The organism is Candidatus Tectomicrobia bacterium (genome assembly GCA_016192135.1).
Taxonomy (GTDB): Bacteria; UBA8248; UBA8248; order UBA8248; family UBA8248; genus 2-12-FULL-69-37.
The window spans coordinates 29713-48685 of the sequence record JACPUR010000001.1 but is presented as its reverse complement, the minus strand read 5'-3'; the positions used below and the strand labels follow the sequence as shown (position 1 = coordinate 48685).

The 18973-nt window shown below is 64.6% G+C and carries 16 protein-coding genes; 2 read left to right on the top strand and 14 right to left on the bottom strand.

Annotation, left to right across the window (positions count from 1 at the left end; translation table 11 throughout):
• Positions 1-15 precede the first annotated feature (15 nt).
• The 12 genes from HYZ11_00210 to HYZ11_00155 all read right to left on the bottom strand — a co-directional run bounded on the left by HYZ11_00210 (position 16) and on the right by HYZ11_00155 (position 12614).
• Positions 16-1917, bottom strand: a complete 1902-nt coding sequence (locus HYZ11_00210; protein ID MBI3126010.1) for a hypothetical protein — start codon at positions 1915-1917, stop codon at positions 16-18.
• Positions 1914-3017: a UDP-2,4-diacetamido-2,4,6-trideoxy-beta-L-altropyranose hydrolase gene (gene pseG / locus HYZ11_00205; protein ID MBI3126009.1), complete on the bottom strand. Its 1104-nt coding sequence runs from the start codon at positions 3015-3017 to the stop codon at positions 1914-1916. The genes HYZ11_00210 and pseG overlap by 4 nt, the downstream gene beginning before the upstream one ends.
• Positions 3007-3486, bottom strand: a complete 480-nt coding sequence (locus tag HYZ11_00200) for a GNAT family N-acetyltransferase (GenBank protein ID MBI3126008.1) — start codon at positions 3484-3486, stop codon at positions 3007-3009. Before HYZ11_00200 ends, pseG begins: the two co-directional genes overlap by 11 nt.
• Positions 3479-4519 carry an N-acetylneuraminate synthase family protein gene (locus tag HYZ11_00195; GenBank protein MBI3126007.1) on the bottom strand — a complete coding sequence of 347 codons (1041 nt, stop codon included), beginning with the start codon at positions 4517-4519 and terminating at the stop codon, positions 3479-3481. Before HYZ11_00195 ends, HYZ11_00200 begins: the two co-directional genes overlap by 8 nt.
• A 17-nt stretch (positions 4520-4536) precedes the next feature.
• Entirely contained in the window at positions 4537-5814 is a 1278-nt protein-coding gene (locus HYZ11_00190) for an aminotransferase class III-fold pyridoxal phosphate-dependent enzyme (GenBank protein MBI3126006.1), read from the bottom strand.
• Positions 5815-5997: 183 nt separating this feature from the next.
• Complete coding sequence (locus tag HYZ11_00185) at positions 5998-7044, bottom strand: Gfo/Idh/MocA family oxidoreductase (GenBank protein MBI3126005.1); 1047 nt, start codon at positions 7042-7044, stop codon at positions 5998-6000.
• Positions 7044-7853: a hypothetical protein gene (locus HYZ11_00180; protein ID MBI3126004.1), complete on the bottom strand. Its 810-nt coding sequence runs from the start codon at positions 7851-7853 to the stop codon at positions 7044-7046. Before HYZ11_00180 ends, HYZ11_00185 begins: the two co-directional genes overlap by 1 nt.
• A 131-nt stretch (positions 7854-7984) precedes the next feature.
• Positions 7985-8989, bottom strand: coding sequence for a Gfo/Idh/MocA family oxidoreductase (locus tag HYZ11_00175; protein MBI3126003.1), 1005 nt, complete (start codon positions 8987-8989; stop codon positions 7985-7987).
• A complete protein-coding gene (gene pseC, locus HYZ11_00170; GenBank protein ID MBI3126002.1) occupies positions 8979-10172 on the bottom strand; it encodes a UDP-4-amino-4,6-dideoxy-N-acetyl-beta-L-altrosamine transaminase in 1194 nt (397 codons plus the stop codon). Before pseC ends, HYZ11_00175 begins: the two co-directional genes overlap by 11 nt.
• Positions 10173-10189: 17 nt before the next feature.
• The gene (gene pseB / locus HYZ11_00165; GenBank protein MBI3126001.1) at positions 10190-11185 is read right to left on the bottom strand and encodes a UDP-N-acetylglucosamine 4,6-dehydratase (inverting); all 996 of its coding nucleotides are present in this window, start codon (positions 11183-11185) and stop codon (positions 10190-10192) included.
• A complete protein-coding gene (locus HYZ11_00160) occupies positions 11182-11847 on the bottom strand; it encodes a winged helix-turn-helix transcriptional regulator (protein MBI3126000.1) in 666 nt (221 codons plus the stop codon). Before HYZ11_00160 ends, pseB begins: the two co-directional genes overlap by 4 nt.
• 155 nt (positions 11848-12002) lie before the next feature.
• A complete protein-coding gene (locus tag HYZ11_00155) occupies positions 12003-12614 on the bottom strand; it encodes a UpxY family transcription antiterminator (protein ID MBI3125999.1) in 612 nt (203 codons plus the stop codon).
• Positions 12615-13415: 801 nt separating this feature from the next.
• On the opposite strand from HYZ11_00155, the gene HYZ11_00150 reads away from it, so the two are divergent.
• Positions 13416-14909, top strand: coding sequence for a hypothetical protein (locus HYZ11_00150; protein ID MBI3125998.1), 1494 nt, complete (start codon positions 13416-13418; stop codon positions 14907-14909).
• 13 nt (positions 14910-14922) lie between these two features.
• Here the strand turns inward: HYZ11_00150 and HYZ11_00145 are convergent, their stop codons facing one another.
• Entirely contained in the window at positions 14923-16860 is a 1938-nt protein-coding gene (locus HYZ11_00145) for a hypothetical protein (protein ID MBI3125997.1), read from the bottom strand.
• A gap of 367 nt (positions 16861-17227) precedes the next feature.
• Positions 17228-17464 carry a transposase gene (locus HYZ11_00140; protein ID MBI3125996.1) on the bottom strand — a complete coding sequence of 79 codons (237 nt, stop codon included), beginning with the start codon at positions 17462-17464 and terminating at the stop codon, positions 17228-17230.
• Between the two features lie 408 nt (positions 17465-17872).
• On the opposite strand from HYZ11_00140, the gene HYZ11_00135 reads away from it, so the two are divergent.
• Entirely contained in the window at positions 17873-18961 is a 1089-nt protein-coding gene (locus HYZ11_00135) for a radical SAM protein (GenBank protein ID MBI3125995.1), read from the top strand.
• The last annotated feature ends 12 nt before the right edge of the window (positions 18962-18973 follow it).

Here is an 18973-nt window from a genome sequence, read left to right as displayed (position 1 = left end):
GCCCCGAACCGGACATCAGGCCCGCCGGCGCGCCCCGCCGCCGGCTAGCTCCTTCTCCCCCTCCCCGCTCCGGACGCGGCCCGCCTCCTGGCTTCCGCCAAGACCGCTCCACAGGGGCGAGTCCGGCGAGGCGAGGAGCGCCTCCCATTCCTTCATCCACCCCGGGTTCGACCGGCAGTAGCTGTGGGCGAACCGATCCACCGCCTCCCGGCTGCGGGGATCGCCCCACCACGCCTCGACATCGGGCCAGACGGCGTTCAGGTGCCGGGCCGCCGACTCGGGCGTCCCGTGGAAGACGCCCGCCGCCCGGAGGCCGTCGAGCGCCCGCTTCTGCTCCCCCTGGGTCCGCCACACGTCCTCGTCCCAGAACAGGACGGTCGGGATGCGGGCGGCGAGGGTCATGGCGGCGGTCGTCCCCGGGTGGTCCACGACGCACGCCCGGCACCCAGCGACGAAGGGGGAGAGCCAGCCCTTCCGGTTCCGGGAAAGGGTGCCCTTGAACAACTGGAGGCCGGGGAAACGCTCCCGCATGAACGCCTCGCCGTAGACGCGGCCGAGCCGGCTCATGTAGGGGCGGTACACCAGCGACGCCCTGGGGCCCTCTTCCAGGGCATGGACAAACACCGCCTGGTCCTCCCTGTATTTCTCGACATCTTCGGGGAAGAGGTTGGAGGAGATATCCTGGGTGTAGAGCGGCGGCTCGTTCGTGACGAGCAGGAGGCTCCCGTTCCGCTCCCCGCCCCGCCGGAGCTTGGAGAGGAGGGGGGAGGCGGCAGGCACCGCCCGGAGGGGGTACCCCGACTGCGCCTCCCAGCCCCAAGAGAGGTACCGGTCGCACGTCTGGTACTCGGTCTGGTTCACGTAGGTGAACGTTTCCATGAGGCCGTAGTTGCCGCCGTGCTGGTGGCCGATCAGCGCCGCCCCCCGGAGCTCCACCATGTGAGCGATGTAAAACTTGGCCTCGTCGTCCGCCCCGAGGGCGGGGCCGCACACAATCGCGCGCGTCCAGGGAGCCGTGAGGGCGAGCTTCGCGCGGGCGAGCCGGACCTCTCGGGGAAAATCCTCGGCGAATGTCTTAGGCAACGTCTCCTTGGAGAGGCCTTCGAGGATGCGCAGGAACCGCTCCCCCTCCCCCCCGGCCAGTCCGGCGGCGGATTCGAGCCCTTCGGCCGCCTCCGTACGAGACGGGACGGGGGGCGACTGCCAGCGGAGCCCCGCGGACCCGCTTTCCAGCTTACGGCCGGGCCGGAGCGCGAGGCGAAGGGCGAGCGCCGCCGTGTCCCAGAGGGTCATCCCGTACACCATGCAGAACTGGACCCGCCCTAGGTTGGAGGCGAGCAGGGAGGCCCAGTGGACGAGAGCGAGCTTCCGCCGCCGGTTCACGGACACCAGGCCGCCCTCGGGCGCGGCGGGCGGCCCCGGCCTCAGGACCCACCCGGGGGGGCGCAGGTCCTCAATGATCCGGGTGAGGACCAGTCGGTTCAGGGAATCGTCCTGAAGGAGGTTCCTGAAGTGCCGCGTGGAATCGAGCGGTAGGCGCTCCCCCGGGGGGGAGAGGAAGACCTCGTAGGGGATGCCCTCTCCCGCGCGGCCGCGAAGCCGCAAATACCGCTCGAAAACACACATCGCCAGCCAGATGAGCCACGGCATCAGGAGGATGCGCCAAAACCGGATCGAGCGATTCGTCCGGTGCCGCGCGTTCAGCTCCTCGCGGAGGCCCGCCAGGAGATACTCGGAGACGGCCTCCAAGGCCGAAGCGGTCCCGGCGACGGCCTCGCTCGGCAAGGGCCGCTGGAATCCGTACCGGCTCCAGGCGCCGCTCCGGTGCTCCGCCTCCGACAGGGACCAGGGGCCCAAGTGAACCGCCCGCCCGTCCTCGGCCACCGGGTCGAGCCGCGTGAGGATGAGCCGCTTCACCCCACCGCCCCCTGCCGGGAAGGAATGGGGCGCCCGGCCGCTGGGGACACCTCCCCGAGGATCCTCTCCGCCACGCGGATCGCCCCTCTCCCGTCGATCAGCGCCCGGCCGGCGGCCGCCATGGCCTCCCGCGCGGCGGCATCCGCCAGGAGGGGCAGGACCTGCTCCCGCACCCCGGCCACGACGTCGTCCCGGCCCGCCACCCCCGCGAGGCGGGCAAACCCGGCCCCGGCGAAGCCCCGCAGCTGCCCCGCCTGGTTCTCCGCGAGCTGGATCGCGACGGCCGGGGTGCCCGCCACCGCGAGCTCATAGAGCGTCTGCCCGCCCGCCGAGACCGCGAGGTCGGCCCCGAGCATGAGGTCCCGGACAGAGGTCGGGCTCTCCACGAGGCGGACCTTCTTCCCGCATTCGGCGGCCGCCCGAAGGATTGCCTCCCCATCCGTGAAGTAGGTGCCGAGGATCGCCGTCACGGCGAAGACCCCGGGAAGCGCGTCCAGGGCGCGGAGGAGGACTGGCATCAGATTAAAATCATCCGTCCCCCCCAAGGTGAGCAAAATGGAAGAAACTTCCGCCCGCACCGCGCGGGCGGGTACGTTCCAGAGCTCCGGCCGGATCAGCGCATACTCCGGACCGAACAGGAACGCCGTGTCTCCCGTGGAGGACTGGGGCCGGAGTTCTTTCGCGTGCACCCCGCCGTTGACGGCGAGCTGGCAGGGGAAGAGCTCCCGGCAGAGGTCATCGACGGCTGCGACATAGAGCCCGCCCTCCCGGAGGCCGCGCAGGAAGTCTGGCCCCGCGCCGTAGCCGTCAACGACGGCGGCAGTGCATCCTCGCTGGGCGGCGAGGCCGATCGTCCTCTCCATGTCTGCACCGGACCACGACGGCGCCCCCGCGGCCTCGGGGGCCTCGAAACCCGCGGCCTCGACGCGCCCGGCCGCCCCGGCCCTCTCGTTCAGCACGAACGCGCACTCCGCGCCGCCGCGCCGGAGGGCTTCCGCGAGCGAGAGGCACCGCTGGAGATGGCCCAGGCCGACCCCAGGCCCGGCATCCGCCCGGATGAGCACCCCGCCGCGGCGGGCCGAGCCGGCCCTAGCCGCCATCGCCGAACACCAGCACGATGCCCTCAACGCCCTGGAGGGATTTCCCGCCCGCCGCCCGGTAGCCCGCGCGCTCGAAGGCGGCGAGGGAGGCGGGGTTGTCGCGGCGGACGAGGGCGATGACGCGGCGGGCCGGGCCCTCCGCCAGCATCCGCTCCGACCCCGCGCGGATGGCCGCGAGGCCGTAGCCCTTCCCGCGCTCCCCCTTGTCGATCGCCACGCTGATCTCGGCCTCCTCGCCATCGAGGTCGAAGCGGACGTAGCCGACGTCCTTCCCCGCAGGGTCCACCGCGACGAAGGCGCGGAAGCGGGCGTCGCCCATCTTTCGGGCGAACCACCGCTCGTGCTCCTCGATCGGGATCGCCTTCGGGTGGAAGGACGCCCGGCGGACCGAGTCCTCGTTCCGCAGCTCCCAGAGGAGGCGGGAGTCCGCCGGGCCGGCGGGGCGCAGGCGGATGCCGGCCTCAGACATAGTCCCCCTCCCGGAGGGCCTGCTCGGCCGGGATGGCGCGCGAGGCGCGCTTCCCCAGGATCTCACCCAGGCGCCTGGGCTCCACCCCGGCGGGGAGGTTTCCGCAGCGCAGAACGGCGATGTTCCCCAGGGAGAGCAACTCGCCCGCCGCGATTGCCCGCAGGGAGAAGACGCTCCGCCGGGCGAAGCTCCGCAGCTCCTCCTCGGCCGGGTCCACCACCTTCTCGCCGCTCCCCAGCGCCCGCTCCGTCTCGCGCACCTTCCGGACCATCAGGCGCAGCTCGCCGGGCTCCACCGCGAAGCGGTGGTCGGGGCCGGGGAGGTCGTTGCTCAGGGTGAAGTGCTTCTCCAGAAGGCTCCCCCCCACGGCGACCGCCGCGAGCGGGCCGACCAAGGGATCGCGCGAGTGGTCGGAGAGCCCGACCGGAACCCCGAAGGCGGACTTCATGGTGGGGATGGCCCGCACGTTGAGAGACTCAAGCGGGGCCGGGTAGGCCCCGGTGCACTGCATCAGGGCCAGCGGCGCACGGCCCGCCGCGCGGACCTCCTCCACCGTCTCGGCCACCTCGTCGAGGCAGGCCGTCCCGGTCGAAATGATGAGGGGCTTCCCCTTCCGGGCCAAGTGCCGGATGAGCGGAATGTGCGTCATCTCGTAGGAGGCGACCTTGAAGGCGTGGGTGTAGGGGTCGAGCCGGTCGGCCGACTCCTCGTCGAAGGCCGAGGCCAGGAACTGGATCCTCCTCTCGCGGCAGAGATCACTCAGAACGGGGAGCCAGCCGAGCGGCATCTCCATCTCGGCGATGATGTCGTAGATGGGCTTGCTCAGCTTCAGGTAGCCGCTCAGCCCCGCGCTCTTGGGGTAGAGACGCTCGGCCCGGAACACCTGGAATTTCACGGCGTCGGCGCCGGCCGAGGCGGCGGTCTCGACGAGCTCCCGGGCCTTCTCCAGGCTCCCGTTGTGGTTGCTGCCCGCCTCGGCGATGACGAAGCAGGGCTCCCCCGCGCCGATGCGGCGGCCGCCCACCTCGATAATGCCCGACAGGACGCCCACTAGGCCCTCCGGAAGACGGGCTGCACGGGCTCTCCCTCCAGCCGGCTGCGCGCGTCGCCGCGCTCGATGGCCGCGGCCAGTACCTCCATCGCCGCCCGGTAGGCCCGCAGGGTGTGCTCGATGTCTTCCTCCGTGTGGCTGAAGCACATGTTCTGGCCGCCGGAGTAGAGCACCCCCCGCTTGAGGCACTCCTGCTGGAAGAGGCTCTTGAAGAGAAGTGACTCCGCTCCTGCTTCGTCCCGGAACGTCATGACGGTGCGTGGCGGGATACCGATGCATTGGGTGAAGCGTTCGATGCCGTACTCCCTCGCCAGGGCGTTGTAGCCATCCTTCAGCTTCCGTCCCTGGCCCCACAGGTAGGGGATCACGCCCTTGTCCTGGATCTCGCGGATCGTTGCGAGGGCCGCCGCCAGGGAGAGCGCCTCGCCGCCGAAGGTGAAGGAGAAGAAGATCTCGTCGAACGCCTCCATGATCTCCCGCCGTCCCACGACCGCCGAGATGGGGAATCCGTTCGCCATGGCCTTGCCGATGCACGTGAGGTCGGGCGTCACGCCGTAGTGCGCCGCGGCCCCGCCCAGGGCCACCCGGAAGCCCGTGACGATCTCGTCGAAGACGAGGAGCGCCCCCTCCCGCCGGGCGAGGTCGCGCACAGCCGCCAGGAAACCCTCCCGCGGCTCCACCACCCCGACCGGCTCCATGACGACCGCGGCCACTTGGCCGGGATGCGCCTCGAAAATCCACTCGAGGCCCTCCAGCGAGTTGTACTCGAAGGGGACGGTCAGCTCCCGGACCGTCTTCGGCACGCCCTTGGATCGGGTGGTCGTCCCGATGTACCAGTCCTGCCAGCCGTGGTAGCCGCAGCAGGCGATCACCTCCCGCCCCGTGACCGCGCGGGCGACTCGCACCGCCCCGGAGGTTGCGTCCGAGCCATTCTTGCCGAACCGTACCATCTCCGCGCCGGGGATGACCCCGGTGAGAAGCTCGGCGAGCTCCACCTCGAGGGGATGGGGGAGGGAAAAGGTGCTCCCCTCCTCCATCTGGCGCCTAACCGCCTCGTCCACGGCGGGGTAGCCGTGCCCCAGAATGATGGCGCCGAGGGCCATGGGGAAATCGATGTACTCGTTTCCGTCCACGTCCCACACCCGGCTCCCCTTGCCGCGGGCAAGGAACACCGGCGCTACCCCCTGCACGAACTGGGTCGGCCCCTTGCTGAAGGTCTGCGAGCAGGAGGGGATGAGCGACTCAGCCTTCGCCTTCAGCGCGAGGGAGCGGGCCAGGCTCCGATCGCGCGGAGGGATGGGCGGCTCCGCGGCCAGCGACTTGTAGTAACCCTCGTTGCGGATCGCCGCGGCGTTGAGATTCCCCAAGGCAGGCTCCTGGTCAAGCAATCGCAATACATCCGGCTGGCAGAAGGCGCCGTTCGCCGCGCCCGGCCGGGCACAGACGGCGCGGAAACATCATCAGCTATCCACCTCTATCCACGAACATCCGTCGTGGGCGCTCTCAGCTTCGGCTACATCCACCCATGCCCTCCGGCGCCAGCTCTCCTCCGCCGCGTAGAGGACATTGGAAAGATGCCGCTCCTCAACCCACGTCTTGGGGTAGGTTGAACGGCCCTCCATCGCATCGACGAAGGCGCTCGACTCGGCCATGTAGACCCGCTCGAAGTCGAAATTCTCGGACCCCTCCGATTCCGCAGGCTTCAGTATGCGCCCTTGCGCCTCCTCCTGCCCCCAAGTACGCAATTTGTGGGTCGTGAAATCGAGCTCGAAGCTCATCCCCTCGCAGCCCACCCGGGCGCTGCGGAACGGGGCGACCTGATGCAGTTCGGCCGTCATCGTTCCGAGCAATCCCGATTCGAACTCGAGCAGGAGGAGATAGGTATCGTCGATGTCGGTCCGCCACTCCGCCGTCCGTCCATACGCGCAGGAGACCGCCCGCACCGGGCCGAAGATCCAGCATAGCCACTCGAGATCGAAGGGAACCGTCTCCCGGGCAGCGCAGGTCTTGCGCTCGCGGCCGGCGTAGAAGTCTTCGTAAGGCTCCCAGGGGTGCCAGCGGGGCAGAAAACCTCCGTAGGCGTAGTGGACCGTATGCACACGAGGCCGCCCCTCGTGCCGGAGCTGCCGGTGGAGCTCACGCAGCCAAGGGTAGAACCGCCACGTTGCCGAGGGATAGCCCTTGGCTCCCTTTTCCTTCTCGCGGGTGGCGAACCATTCCGCTCGGGGGACGAAGATGCTTGCCTCGCTGAAATACGGAAGCCCCAGGGCGCAAGCGCGTTCGTAATAAGGCAAATGTTGGTCCGGAGGGGTGGAGATCACGAGGGCCTCTGGTTCGAGCCGGAGCATCGCCTCGAAACTCTCCGCCGTGCGGATGCCAAACCGCTCCTCTGCGCTTCTCATCCGGTCGGGACGGATATCAAACCCCACAACCTCGCGGCCCAGCGCCGCAAGACAGCGCACCCGCCGGCTGCCCATGGAGCCCAGACCCACCACCCCGTAGCGCATCAGACCTGCACCTTGTGAACCTGCCCATCCACTCGGTACTCGAGCCGAGCCAATTCGCGCGTTCGCTTCATGTAGCGCTCAGCGAGCCCCGCATTGATCGCGAGAAGATCGGGCCTGCGGCGCAGCAATGCGACGATCTCGCCAACTCCGAAAACCTTCCCCTCCTCATAGAGCTCGTCGAAAAGAGCCTGAAAAAACATCAGATCCTCCGGGTAATCCAAGGTCAGGCGGGCTGTCTCGTGGCGGTGCGCCTCGGAAACGGGACGAACCTTGTCCACCCGGCACAGCCCGGTCTTGGTGAAGTAGTAGATGAAGCCGGTGTCGTTCCGTTCCGTCAGGTAATGCTCCCGGACCTTCCGGATGGCGGAGGCCCGGATCGCCTTGGAGGCCAGCCCGAGGGGCAATTCCTCCCCGAAAACGATATCCAGCGAGGGATCCGCCAGCAGGCGCTCCATGCACAGGTCCATGTATGCGGGGTCGGTGCACGGGTCGTCTCCATCCGCCTGGATGACAGCGCCGAAGCCGAAGTGCTCCACTGCCCGGTGGAAGCGGTCGATGATATCGTCCCGGCTGCCGCGAAAGACGGATACCCCGGCCGCCTCAGCAACAGGCACAAGCGGGTCGTCCTCCCGCTCCTCGGTAGTGCACACCACCACCCGCTCGGGTGCGAGGAATTTAGACGCACAGAAGCGATCCAAGAGATGCACGATCACCGGCCGTCCAGCGATAGGCTGAAGTGCCTTCCGGGGTAGCCGTTCCGAGGCAAGCCGGACGGGAACGAGGGCACCTATCTTCAATTCCGCCGCCATCCGGGCCTCCTCCACGACGTACCAGAGCATGGGGCGGCCGGAGATCTCGGCGAGCACCTGCCCGGAAGGCGCGTGGCGCCCATCCGGGCCTGGACGGTGGCGACGACCTTCGGCTTCCCCATCACGGATTCCTATGCCCCCACCACCGGGCGCGCGCCGGGCCAGGCCTTCGCCGCCAGGGCGATTTCCAGTGCACGCCACCCCCCGGTCACGTCCACATGGGGCTTCTCCTCGCCGACGAGGCAGGCCAGAAAATGGCGCATCTCGTCCAGGTACATCCGGTTCAGCTCCCACCCGGCCGGCTGGGGGAACGCTTGCCATCCTTCCTTCGGGCGGTAGCACCGGACGGCCTCTTCTTCGAAGTCCCAGTACAGGGTTCCCTCGGTGCCGATGATCTGGCAGACGCGCCGGTAGTCACGCTGGACGAAGTTGAGATGGACGCTCGAAAGCACGCCTGAATGATGCCGGAGCAGCATTTCGGCCAGCCCGTCCACGTCCAATCCGAGGCTCTCGGCCGGGAGAACCGCGGCGCCCGCGACCTCGGCCGGGCCGAAATACCAGAGAGCCAGGTCAATTTCGTGGATGCAGTCGAGGACCGCGCCACCCCCGCCCTCGGCCGACGCGCTGTAGCTCTGGCGGTAATCCACGCTTGGCCGCCAGTCCGGCAGGTAGGAGCCCGTTTGGAGCCGGGCGGCAACGGGGGCTCCGATGGCCCCCTCGTCCAGGAGGCGCTTCACGGCGGCGGGGCCGGGATGGAAGCGCATGTTGCAGCCGACCAGGGCGATGAGCCTCTTCTCCGCCGCGATCCCGGCCAGAGCGTCCAGGCCCTCCAGGCGGTCCGACAGAGGCTTTTCGATGAACAGGTGACAGCCCTGCCGCGCGGCCTCGAGCGCCAACGGATAATGCTCACGGGTGGGGACCGTCACCAGAACGGCATCCACCCCGCGCGCCCAAGCCTCCTCCAGGCTGGCCACGGCCTCCACGCCAAGCTCCGCCGACGCCTCGCGGCACCGCTCGGCCAGGACATCGAACGTCAGGAGGTCCGTCACGCCGAGCGTCCGAAGGTTCCGGAGGTGGCGCTTTCCGACGGACCCGCAGCCGGCGACCAGAAACCGAAGGGCGAGGCTACCGGACATAGTGCTCCATCACCTTGCCCATGGCATGCACGACGTCTTCGGCGTCCTGGTCCGTCATGCCGTGGAAGATAGGCAGGGAGATCAGGCGCTCATAGGCGTCCTCGGCGACGGGGCACTCCCCCTTCCGGTGGCCCCGCTTGTCCCGGTAATACGGGTGGAGATGGACCGGGATGTAGTGCACGTTCACGCCCAGGCCCTCCGCCCGCAGGGCGCGGAAGATCTCCCGCCGGCCGACGGCAAGCTTGTCCGGCTCAATGCGCACCGGATAGAGGTGCCAAGCCGGATTCGCCCCCGGCCGGACCGCAGGAGGAGCCATGCCCTCCATCTTCCGGAACGCCTCAGTGTAGGCGGCCGCGATCTCCCGCCGCCGCGCCAGGTTGCGGTCCAGCTTCCGGAGCTGAACCAGCCCAAGCGCGCACCCGATGTCGGTCAGGCGGTAGTTCCAGCCGAGGTCCACCATCTCGTAGAACCACTCGCCCCGGGACTGGCGGTCCCGGGCGTCGCTGTCGATCCCGTGGTTGCGGAAGAGGCGGAGCCGGCGGGCGAAACGCTCGTCGTCCGTCGCCACCATCCCGCCTTCCCCGGTGGTGAGGTGCTTGACCGGGTGGAAGCTGAATACGGTCATGTGGCTCAGCCGGCCGACCCGGCGCCCGCCCAGCTCGGCGCCCAGGGCGTGGCATCCGTCCTCGATGACCGTCAGGCCGTGCCGCCCGGCCAGCTCCATGATGGGCCCGAGGTCCGCCGGATGGCCCGCATAGTCCACCGGGAGGATCGCCCTCGTCCGAGGGGTAATACGGCGCGTCAGTCCGTCAGGATCGAGGTTCAGCGTGTCGGGGCTCACGTCGGCGAAGACCGGCGAAGCGCCCTGGTAGAGGAGGCAGTTCGCCGTCGCGCAGAATGTAATCGGGGTGGTCACCGCCTCGTCCCCGGGCCCGAGGTCCGCGGCGAAGACCGCTCCGTGGAGCGCCGCCGTCCCGGAACTGAAGCTCACCGCGTGCCGGGTGCCGACATACCCGGCGAATGCCTCCTCGAACTCATCCACCTTCGGGCCGGTGGTTAGCCAATCGGAGCGCAGCACCTCACCAACGGCGAGGATGTCCTCCTCGTCGACGGACTGGCGGCCGTAGGGGAGCAGCTTTTCGCGGACGGCCTTGCCGCCGTGGATGGCCAGCGGGTCCGCCATCTGCCTCCGGCCCGGGTTCAACCTTGTCCGACCAAGCGGGTCAGCTCCTTCGTCGAGAGCCGGAGGGGATTTACGTCGCTGGTGTAGCGGAAGTTGTCGGGAACCGGCCTGGCTCCCGGAATCTCCTGCATCTTCCACCACGGATGGGACGGGACGACGATGTACATGTCATCAAGCTCGAAGGCATGCCGCGCCTCGTCCTCGGAGAGCAGAACCTCGTGAAGCTTCTCGCCGGGGCGGATGCCGATCTCGTTGACCTTGCAGCCGGGCGCGAGGGCCTGCACCAGGTCCATGATCTCCATGCTTGGGATCTTAGGGACGAAAATCTCCCCCCCCTGCATCCTCTCGATGCAGTTCAGAACGAAGTTGACGCCTTCCTCCAACGTGATCCAGAAGCGCGTCATCCGGGGGTCCGTTACGGTGACGGTGCCATTCTTCCGCTGCTCCAAGAACAGGGGGACGACGCTTCCCCGGCTGCCGATCACGTTGCCGTAACGCGCGCAGCTGAAGCGCGTGCGGTCGAGGTCGGAGTAGGCGTTCCCCTGCACGAAGAGCTTCTCGGCGCAGAGCTTGGTGGCGCCGTAGAGGTTGACGGGGTTCACCGCCTTGTCCGTGCTGAGCGCCAGGACCCTCTGTACCCCGCGATCCGTGGCCGCGTCGATGACGTTCCGCGCCCCCATGACGTTCGTCTGCACGGCCTCGAAGGGGTTGTACTCGCACGCGGGGACCTGCTTCAGCGCGGCGGCATGGACGACGATGTCCACGCCGTAGAATGCCCGGTGGAGCCTTTCGCGGTCCCGGACGTCGCCGATGAAATAGCGCATCGGCGAATCGTCTCCATCGGGAAAGACTTGACGCATCTCATGCTGCTTGAGCTCATCCCTGCTGAGGATAATCAGCTTCCGAGGATGATATCGCTTCAGAACTATCTCCGTGAACTTCCGCCCGAAGGAGCCGGTGCCCCCGGTCACCAAAATGGATTTTCCGTCGAATGAGTTCACTGCCTCGCTCATCTGTGATGGGATTCGGACGGTGAACCGACCGCCGCGGTCTTGCCTGTCGGTGCCTTTTCCATTCCGGAATTGGCCCCGACGCGAATGATCTTGTCTTTCGGCAGGCCCAATTCCCCGGCACGGGAGAGGAACAAGGCGAAATGCTCCTCATCCATGTCCACCACGCAGATTGCATCAGCCGAGGATTCACGAAGGCTGTCGGGAGACATGATTGGATAGCCGAGGAAAAATCCTTCCTCGGCGCCGAGCGAAACAACAACCATCACCTCGATAGCCGCTTCTCGAAGGCTCAGATAGAACAGCTCTGCCAGCTCGCCCGTCCCCACCATCGCCACGCGCTGAATGTTCTTTTCCCGCAGCACGTTTGCCAAGAGCCTCGTCCGGTGGCGGATCTCCTGGTAATGCGCGAGGGAATAGCGAATATACTCCATCGTCAGGCGGGACTTTTCCGCAAAGCCCTTTGGGGTGAGGATGTAACGCACCGTGCGTCCCGGGACCGTGGTGATCTTGAAATAACCCTTCCGAACAATCCGCTTCAAGAACGCGTTGGTGAGACCCAGCGAGACGTTGAGACGCCTCGCCAGATCGCGCTGGGTGACAATGCCCCCTTCCTTTTCCACCTCTTCCATAAGACGGAATTGGTGGAGGTCTTCTTTGCGCAACAGGGTTTCCTTGGAGAGGGAAATGGGATGCGGATGATAGGCCGGCGGATGGGGAAATAGAGACAGCTCCGCCCTCTCGGTTACATGAAAGAAAACATGCAACAAACTGAAAATAAATGACTTACATCGAACTCGGCCTTGGCCGGCGTTCAAGATTACGAGTGCGCGTTTCGCTGTCTTGGACGTCCAACTCTTTCCAGTTGGCTCTCGTTCAAATCGACCGCGACCGAGCGCGCCAGAAGATCGATAGAGACCGCGATCTGCTCTTTCCCCTTCCGGCGGAGAACCACCCCCTCCACCCCGGCCAGCGGCCCATCGACCACGCGGACGCGGTCGCCCCGGACCAAGGCGTCCAGCGGATGGAGGTCGGCGCCGCTCGCCACCATCAGGAGGATGGATTCAACCTCCCTTTGGACCAGCGAGACGGGCTTTCCCCCCGCCCCCAGGACACGCACCACTCCGCGAGTCTGAAGGAGATTGGACCACCTGAATTCCGGCTCGGGAAGATTCACAAACAAATAGCCGCGAAAAAGCGGCACCTGGACCTTCAGGCGGCGGTCCCGCCGACGGCTCCAGACCTGCATCTTGGGGAGGAATACGGGGATGCGTTTTTCGCGAAGGAGATCGACGACCTTGTCCTCGTGGCGGCTGCGGGTATGGACCACGAACCACGAGGACCAAGCTTCATGGAGGGAGAACGAATGCCTGGCTTCTGGCATAAGCACGGACAAGGCATCTACCCCGGAGCCCGGGAAATCAACGGGCACCACGAATCCCCATGTGTTCAATCACTGAACCGACCGAGAAATTACTTTGTTCCACAGCAGGTTGTCAATGTTAGCATGAAGGCACATGAATAAATTTTTCTCGACTGCGGCAGAATGTTTTTGTCTTAATTTCGCTTTTTCCACGCCCCCGAAAAGGGGAGGAGAGGCAACCCTGCGGCAATCTATCGAAAAGGGGTGCAACTCGGGCAGGGGCGAGAAATCAACAGGATAAATCAGCCGAACAGGCGTGCAAATTGGCGTTTCGACCGAGACCGATCATTGCCGCCTACCCTCGCATCTGCGCCAGAATTCCCCCCATGGGTAATGCCGGTCGATACTCCTGCAACGATGGCCTGCGGATGGAAATCCGAGACGACCGATGGGTCCGCCCGTGCCCCCATGGCCTCCAGTCACATCCGCTTCGGTTGGCGCCCCGGCTTCGATAAAAACATTGTCCTTAGATCCTCCCGCCGGTGTGCAATCGGGGTAAGATTCTCGCCTGGGTTCACGTATCATGCCGCAGGAGGTCCCCACTGCGCCCCGCGGGAGGATTTCCTTGACCAAACATCCGGCGGCCGGCGACCTCCTCATCCGTGGCGGCTACCAGGCTCACCTACTCCCCCTCGTCATGGACCTCATGATCCGAGCCCCGGCATAAGCCGATGCGCTGCCACGGGTCGGCTGTCCGGACCATGGAACCAGCTTCGGCCGGGAACGATTGACAGGCTAATGCACCCGATGAATCTTCACTGGCGAAACACAGTTATTTACGCATCCTTCGGCTAACAAGGACTTGGCCATATGCCAACCATCCTTTCTCCTGATAGTTTCTTTTTCCCTGCACTTTCTATCCCGACGCAGACTTTCTTCCGCGCTGGATATGGCATTTTTCTGCTCGGCACTTTGCTCTCTGTACTGCCCCACGCGCGCCGCTACTTCTTGGGCGAGCGCTGGGGCGGTTATGCGTACTCGGATTGGACAGTAAACTTGCTTCACCATCCAAAAAGAATGCCTTGGATCCTCGGGGGTTGGCTGATCTGCGCCGTGCTGCTCATCATAGGCCGTTGGATCCTCCTGGCGGCTCTCTTGAACTTTGCCCTATGTCGTTACTACTTCATCCACATGCGGTGGAAAAGCCTGCTCCGTGGGATGGGGGCTCCCGGCTTCATGACGTACTGGCTCGCGGCCGCTGTGCTTCTGCTGGAGTGCACCCTGCAACTGGCTCCTTCCGTGCGTCCTCTGGCACTGCTCGTGGTGCAGACTGACTTCGCACTCATCATGCTATCGGCAGGTATCTATAAGCTGACTTCGGGTTACGCGAAAAATGATGGGATGGAATTGGGGCTGGCGAATCCCATGTGGGGCTACTGGTGGAAGGCTTATCTAAAGATGCCGGTGAACCATTGGATGATACGGACCCTGAACCACATGGCATGGTCCACCGAAGTGGCAGCGGGAATCATGATGCTGATCCCGTCGATGCGCTTCATCGGCGCCATGCTAATCCTCCTGAGCTTCCTCTTCGTCGCGACCCAGATCCGGCTTTGCCTGCTCCCCGAGATGGTCGTGACGGGTTGCGTGTTGTTCTTCCACCCAGGAAGCGCTGGAGATACTTTTGTCAGCGGATTCATAGGCGAGGCGGCGCCCGCCGTCATACAGGCACCTGCGATCACACCTTGGGTGGCCGCTCTCCTCGAGCCAGCACTCTGGATGTACCTCATCCTGTTGCCGTTCGCGCACGCTGGGCTTTACTACAACCTCTATCTGCGCCGGAAGTTGCCGTGGCTTTGGCTCCAGAGCGCGCTGGAGGCCTATACAAATCTTTTCGGCATCTTGATTTGGCGGGTATTCTCTATCGATATCGTGAACTTCTTTGTCCGGATCTATCAGCGGGAACGGGGTCAGCCCGAAGCGGCGGAAAAAGAGGTCACTCGGTTCGGCTGGCGCGCGGGGGGCTTGCGCTTCAGCCATGTGGCCGAGAGCATCGCGCTGGCGTCCCTCTTCACGACCCTGAAGTACTACCCGAGCAGGCCGCACTTGTTCGCGGAACGCCTGATGCGCTTTGCCTGGACATTAGGCTGCCCGGGAAATTCGGTTTTGTCCTTCGAGTACATTGTGCTCTTGAAAGAGAAGGGGCGCTTTGTCCATCGGCCGCTCGCGCAATTCACCGTAGATCCAGCCTCCGGAACCATTGTCCGCGAAATACTCGACGAGACGCTCTTCTCCCGGGAAATTCAGCCTCGCTGGCCCGTGACGGAATCGTCTCGGCCTGGAAGTTATGCCCCCGCTAAGTAATAACCATGGAGAGCTAAGAAATCCGGTAGATCACCCAGGGACCCGCTTGAAAGACGGGGACCAGAAAGGGCTCGCTCCGTTCCCGGGAGATGAAGAACCTCGCGCCAAATATCTCCTTCGCCTTTTTCAGCCGCTCGGCTGGAATCATGCGCTGGTCCATTTCCTTGATCCGGGGGATGCAACGGGGGTCCTTCTTACCGGGGGAGCATGCCCTGGTCATAAAATCCAAGGGCGAAAGGTTCTCGTGGAGGGCCGAGACAGTGGCGTCGGGGATCGGGTACAGCACCCTTACCTGGTTCCACCACACCTTGCCGGCGTCGTAGTTAACGTTCGCGAGCCCAGCGTCGTTGATGTTCGACAGGACGGGGCGGCGGAAAATCATCCGCGGGGTTGAAATCTCATCCTGTACGATCAGGATTTCATCGGGAAGAGTGCTTTTCTCCAGCCACTCCCGGATGCGAAGGCCTTCCGCCAGTCCGATATAGAAAGGCGACTCACCGGAGGATGCAATCTGGGTGAAGAGGTCCCCTTTAGGCAGATTTTTCACCATCCTGATGGTTTGGGGGAAGGTGATCAAAAGGGCTTGACGGACAGCCGCTGCGTTTTGGATCGACCAGAGAGACACAATGAGGATGAGCACCGTCCACGCGAAAGCGCGAGCGGAGATCTGCCAGTACCAGCCCCGGACGAACGGGAGCCTGGATGACACCGGCCAAAGCACGAAGAGCAGGACCGTGGGAACGAAGTAACGCACGCGCGGGGCCAAGAGCAACATGGTGGTGAAGAGGGCGATCAGCATCTCGATCAACCCTATGCGTTGCCGCTTCTCCGCATCCTCCAACACCCGCGAGGCCGCCACGGCCAGCACGAAGATGGCGGCATAGCTCACCCAGGAGAACAACCTCCGGAACTGAACCGGGAGGGCCAGCGTCAGAAGCTGCCCGGGAAAAATCCGGTAGAGCGTGAGCTCCATGATGGCTCCAAGGGCCATGAAGCCACATATCGTCAGCAGCAGCGCCTCGGGGATTCTACCTTTCGCGGGAGACCAACGGTGCACCGCCAAGGCGATGACGGACGCCCCCACGGCCGGCAGCCAGATCCAGGCGCGCCACGTTGGATACCCGTGGAAGAGCCAGAACAGCACGGTGCAGTCGTCGGGATCCTCCAGCCAGCATAGGTTTCTCCATTCCAGGATGCCCAGGGGCTGGCCGGCGGCTTGAATTCCCGCGGCATGACCCGCACCTGCCAGCTTCCCGAAAAAGAACCAGAGGGCGTAGAGCATGAAGGGGGCGGCGCACAGCGCCCCGGCCTTGAGCGATCCGCTCCAGGAACAACCGTCCGACCGGGCCCGAAGCACCGTGAACGCGATGACAGCAAGGATGAAGGGGGAAGAATTCATCGGGTGGCTCAGGAACGAGACAACCAGGAGGAGCCCGCCGAAGAGATATCCCCGCCTCGAAATGGAGAGTAACGCGCCGGTGGCGAAAACCAAAAAAATAGGGCCGCTGTAGAATTTCAGACCCCCCGCTAGCCCCAGCGGGGTCTCCATCGTGAACGGAAGGGCAATCACTCCGGCGGCGGCCAATGGGCGCCATGCACCTCCCTCGCGGAACAGCAGATAGCTCGTCCCATACGAGACGGCGATGCAGGCATGAATCAGGAAAAAGGCGAAGGCGGGATACATTCCGAGAGAATAAATGAACGCCTGAGCACGGAGCGTCAAAGGAGGGGCGTTGAACGTTGCGGTCTGAATGAGCGGGTCCGCCGCGGAAAGCACCGGGTCCAGGACAGAATTGAAATAGGCCCACTGGCTATAGTGATCGTGCAGGGAGTAGATTCCCCCCCAACTGATTCGGAAAAGGAGGGCCACAAGCCCCACTATCACCGCGGCAATGATCTCCGCGCGGGGAAAAGGAGACGCGCCTGGCGTTCTGACCTGCATGATGGGCATCAATATTCTTCTCCCCAGGCAAAGCAAGTGCGGCATCCGGCCAATCCGTGCCCTAGGCGAAGGACTTATATTCGGCTGAAGAGTGTCAAAAGCAAGCGGAAAAGACAAAAGGTGTCGGGTGAGACGCTTCTGCCGAAGATTCATCATCCTTGCAAAGATTCAGCGGTTGGGACCAAGTTTGGAGTCAATCCCAACTTTAGTTGCGTTTGAAGTGGCGCCGTCCCGTGGCACGTCAGGCGGTCTCCTCTGAAGCCGCACGCTCCTTCCCGATTCCCAGCTCCCGCTGGAGCGCCTCGCGAAGCTTTGGCAGATGACAGTAGCCCATGACGCGATTGAGCCTCCCCTCGATGTCGGAGGAGGGAGGCGGTCAGCCAGCGGTGCTTCTGGCGCGAGTGGGAAGCGGCTTCACCACGTTCTCGCGCTTGTGCCAGTGGCAGCGCTGAACCAGGGCTCGCCGAGCCCCCCGGTTGAAGACGAGCTCCACCGCCTTGCGCAGGCCCTTGCCCCCGTCGATCACCACGAGGATCCCCCGCGAGACGTCTAGGCCCCGCTCCAGGAGGCCCATTAGGAAGGGGGCCAACACCTTCGCGCTCTCGGTGCCCACCGGGCCCCGTCAGCTCCTCCAGCTCGGCCTTGAACATCTCATACGCCCCGATCAGACCCAGCGGGATGAGGGCCCGGATGATCTCGGCCCGGGCGTTCACCTCCGGGCCCTCGGCCTCTCCCGGCTCAGCACCCGGGGCTCGCCCATCCGGCGGCCCTTCTTGGCCTTTTGGCTATCTGTAGAATGCTCTCCATCGGTGGTTCCTCCCTTGTGGGCGGATGGCGTTTGGCGACACCATGCAACCACAGGGGACGGAACCACCCCAAACCTCAACTAAGGATGGGACATACTCCAAGTTTGTTTCTAGATTGGAATTTTGTTACTCTTTTTTCCGATTGTGGATGTCTTCGTGGCTTGGTATCACGCAGCAACACGTTCTCATTGCATGCCCCCGAGGAGGGAAATAAATTGGCCGCTGACGCTCTCCCCCTCCGGGTCGGACACCGGCGAGACGAGAAGGGCCGGTCGTTCGCCCCCAAGCGAGAGCAGGGCTACTTCCACACCGAATTCCCCCAGCAGCTCATCATCGAAACCACGGCCGCCTGCAACCAGCTCTGCGTCTTCTGTGGCCACACCTACATGGATCGGCCTAAGAAAACCATGGCGCGCGCCCTGTTCGAGAGAATCGCGTCCGAATCCGGGCGAGAAAGTCCCTACACCGAGATCTGGCCGACTTTCATGGGCGAAGCGATGCTCCTGGGAGACCGCCTATTCGATATGATCGAGTTTGCGCGAGAAACTGGCTGTGGAAAGATCACCCTAAATACGAACGGAACCAGAATTAACCGGAAGACCATTCCACGAATCCTGACATGCGGCATTAATCGGCTGATCATCAGTTGCGATGCCCACACTCCGGCAACGCACGCCCGGGTTCGCCCTGGGCTGAAATCGGCCGGTGGATTGGATGTCATCTACCGCGGAATGGACCTACTTCTTGAATCAATTGGCCAGTTTGGGTCAGAAGTTCCTCTCATTGAGATGCAGTTTTCCATATTTGAGGAAAACGAACACGAGACCGAGGCTTTCATCAAGCATTGGCTGGGGCGGAACGTGGTGGTGAAAGTGCGGCCCAAACTCCACTGGTCGGGCTCGGTCGAGGGGGGCGATTCGAGGATAATCACCGACTCCAACCTCCGCTTGCCATGTCTGTGGTCTCTCGACACCTGCGCTATCCATTGGAACGGGAACGTTGTGATGTGTGCCATTGACTGCGATGGCAAGTACGTGGCCGGGAACGTCGAGTCACAGCCGCTCAAGGAAATCTGGAACGGTCCCCTGAAGTGGATGAGGGAGCTGCAAATGCGGCGCCGCTTCATGGAGCTGCCCGAGATCTGCCGCAAATGCCCGGACTGGCAGGTGAAGCGGGCGCACGCCTATTTCCCCGATGCGGCGACTCAGGAACGCTACGAAACCTATATTCGCCAGGGAAGAGTCTTCTTTCAAGAGCACAATTCATCCCTGGCTGCGGGCGGGGAGGTGTCTCCCCAAGTCTGACTTGTTGAGCCC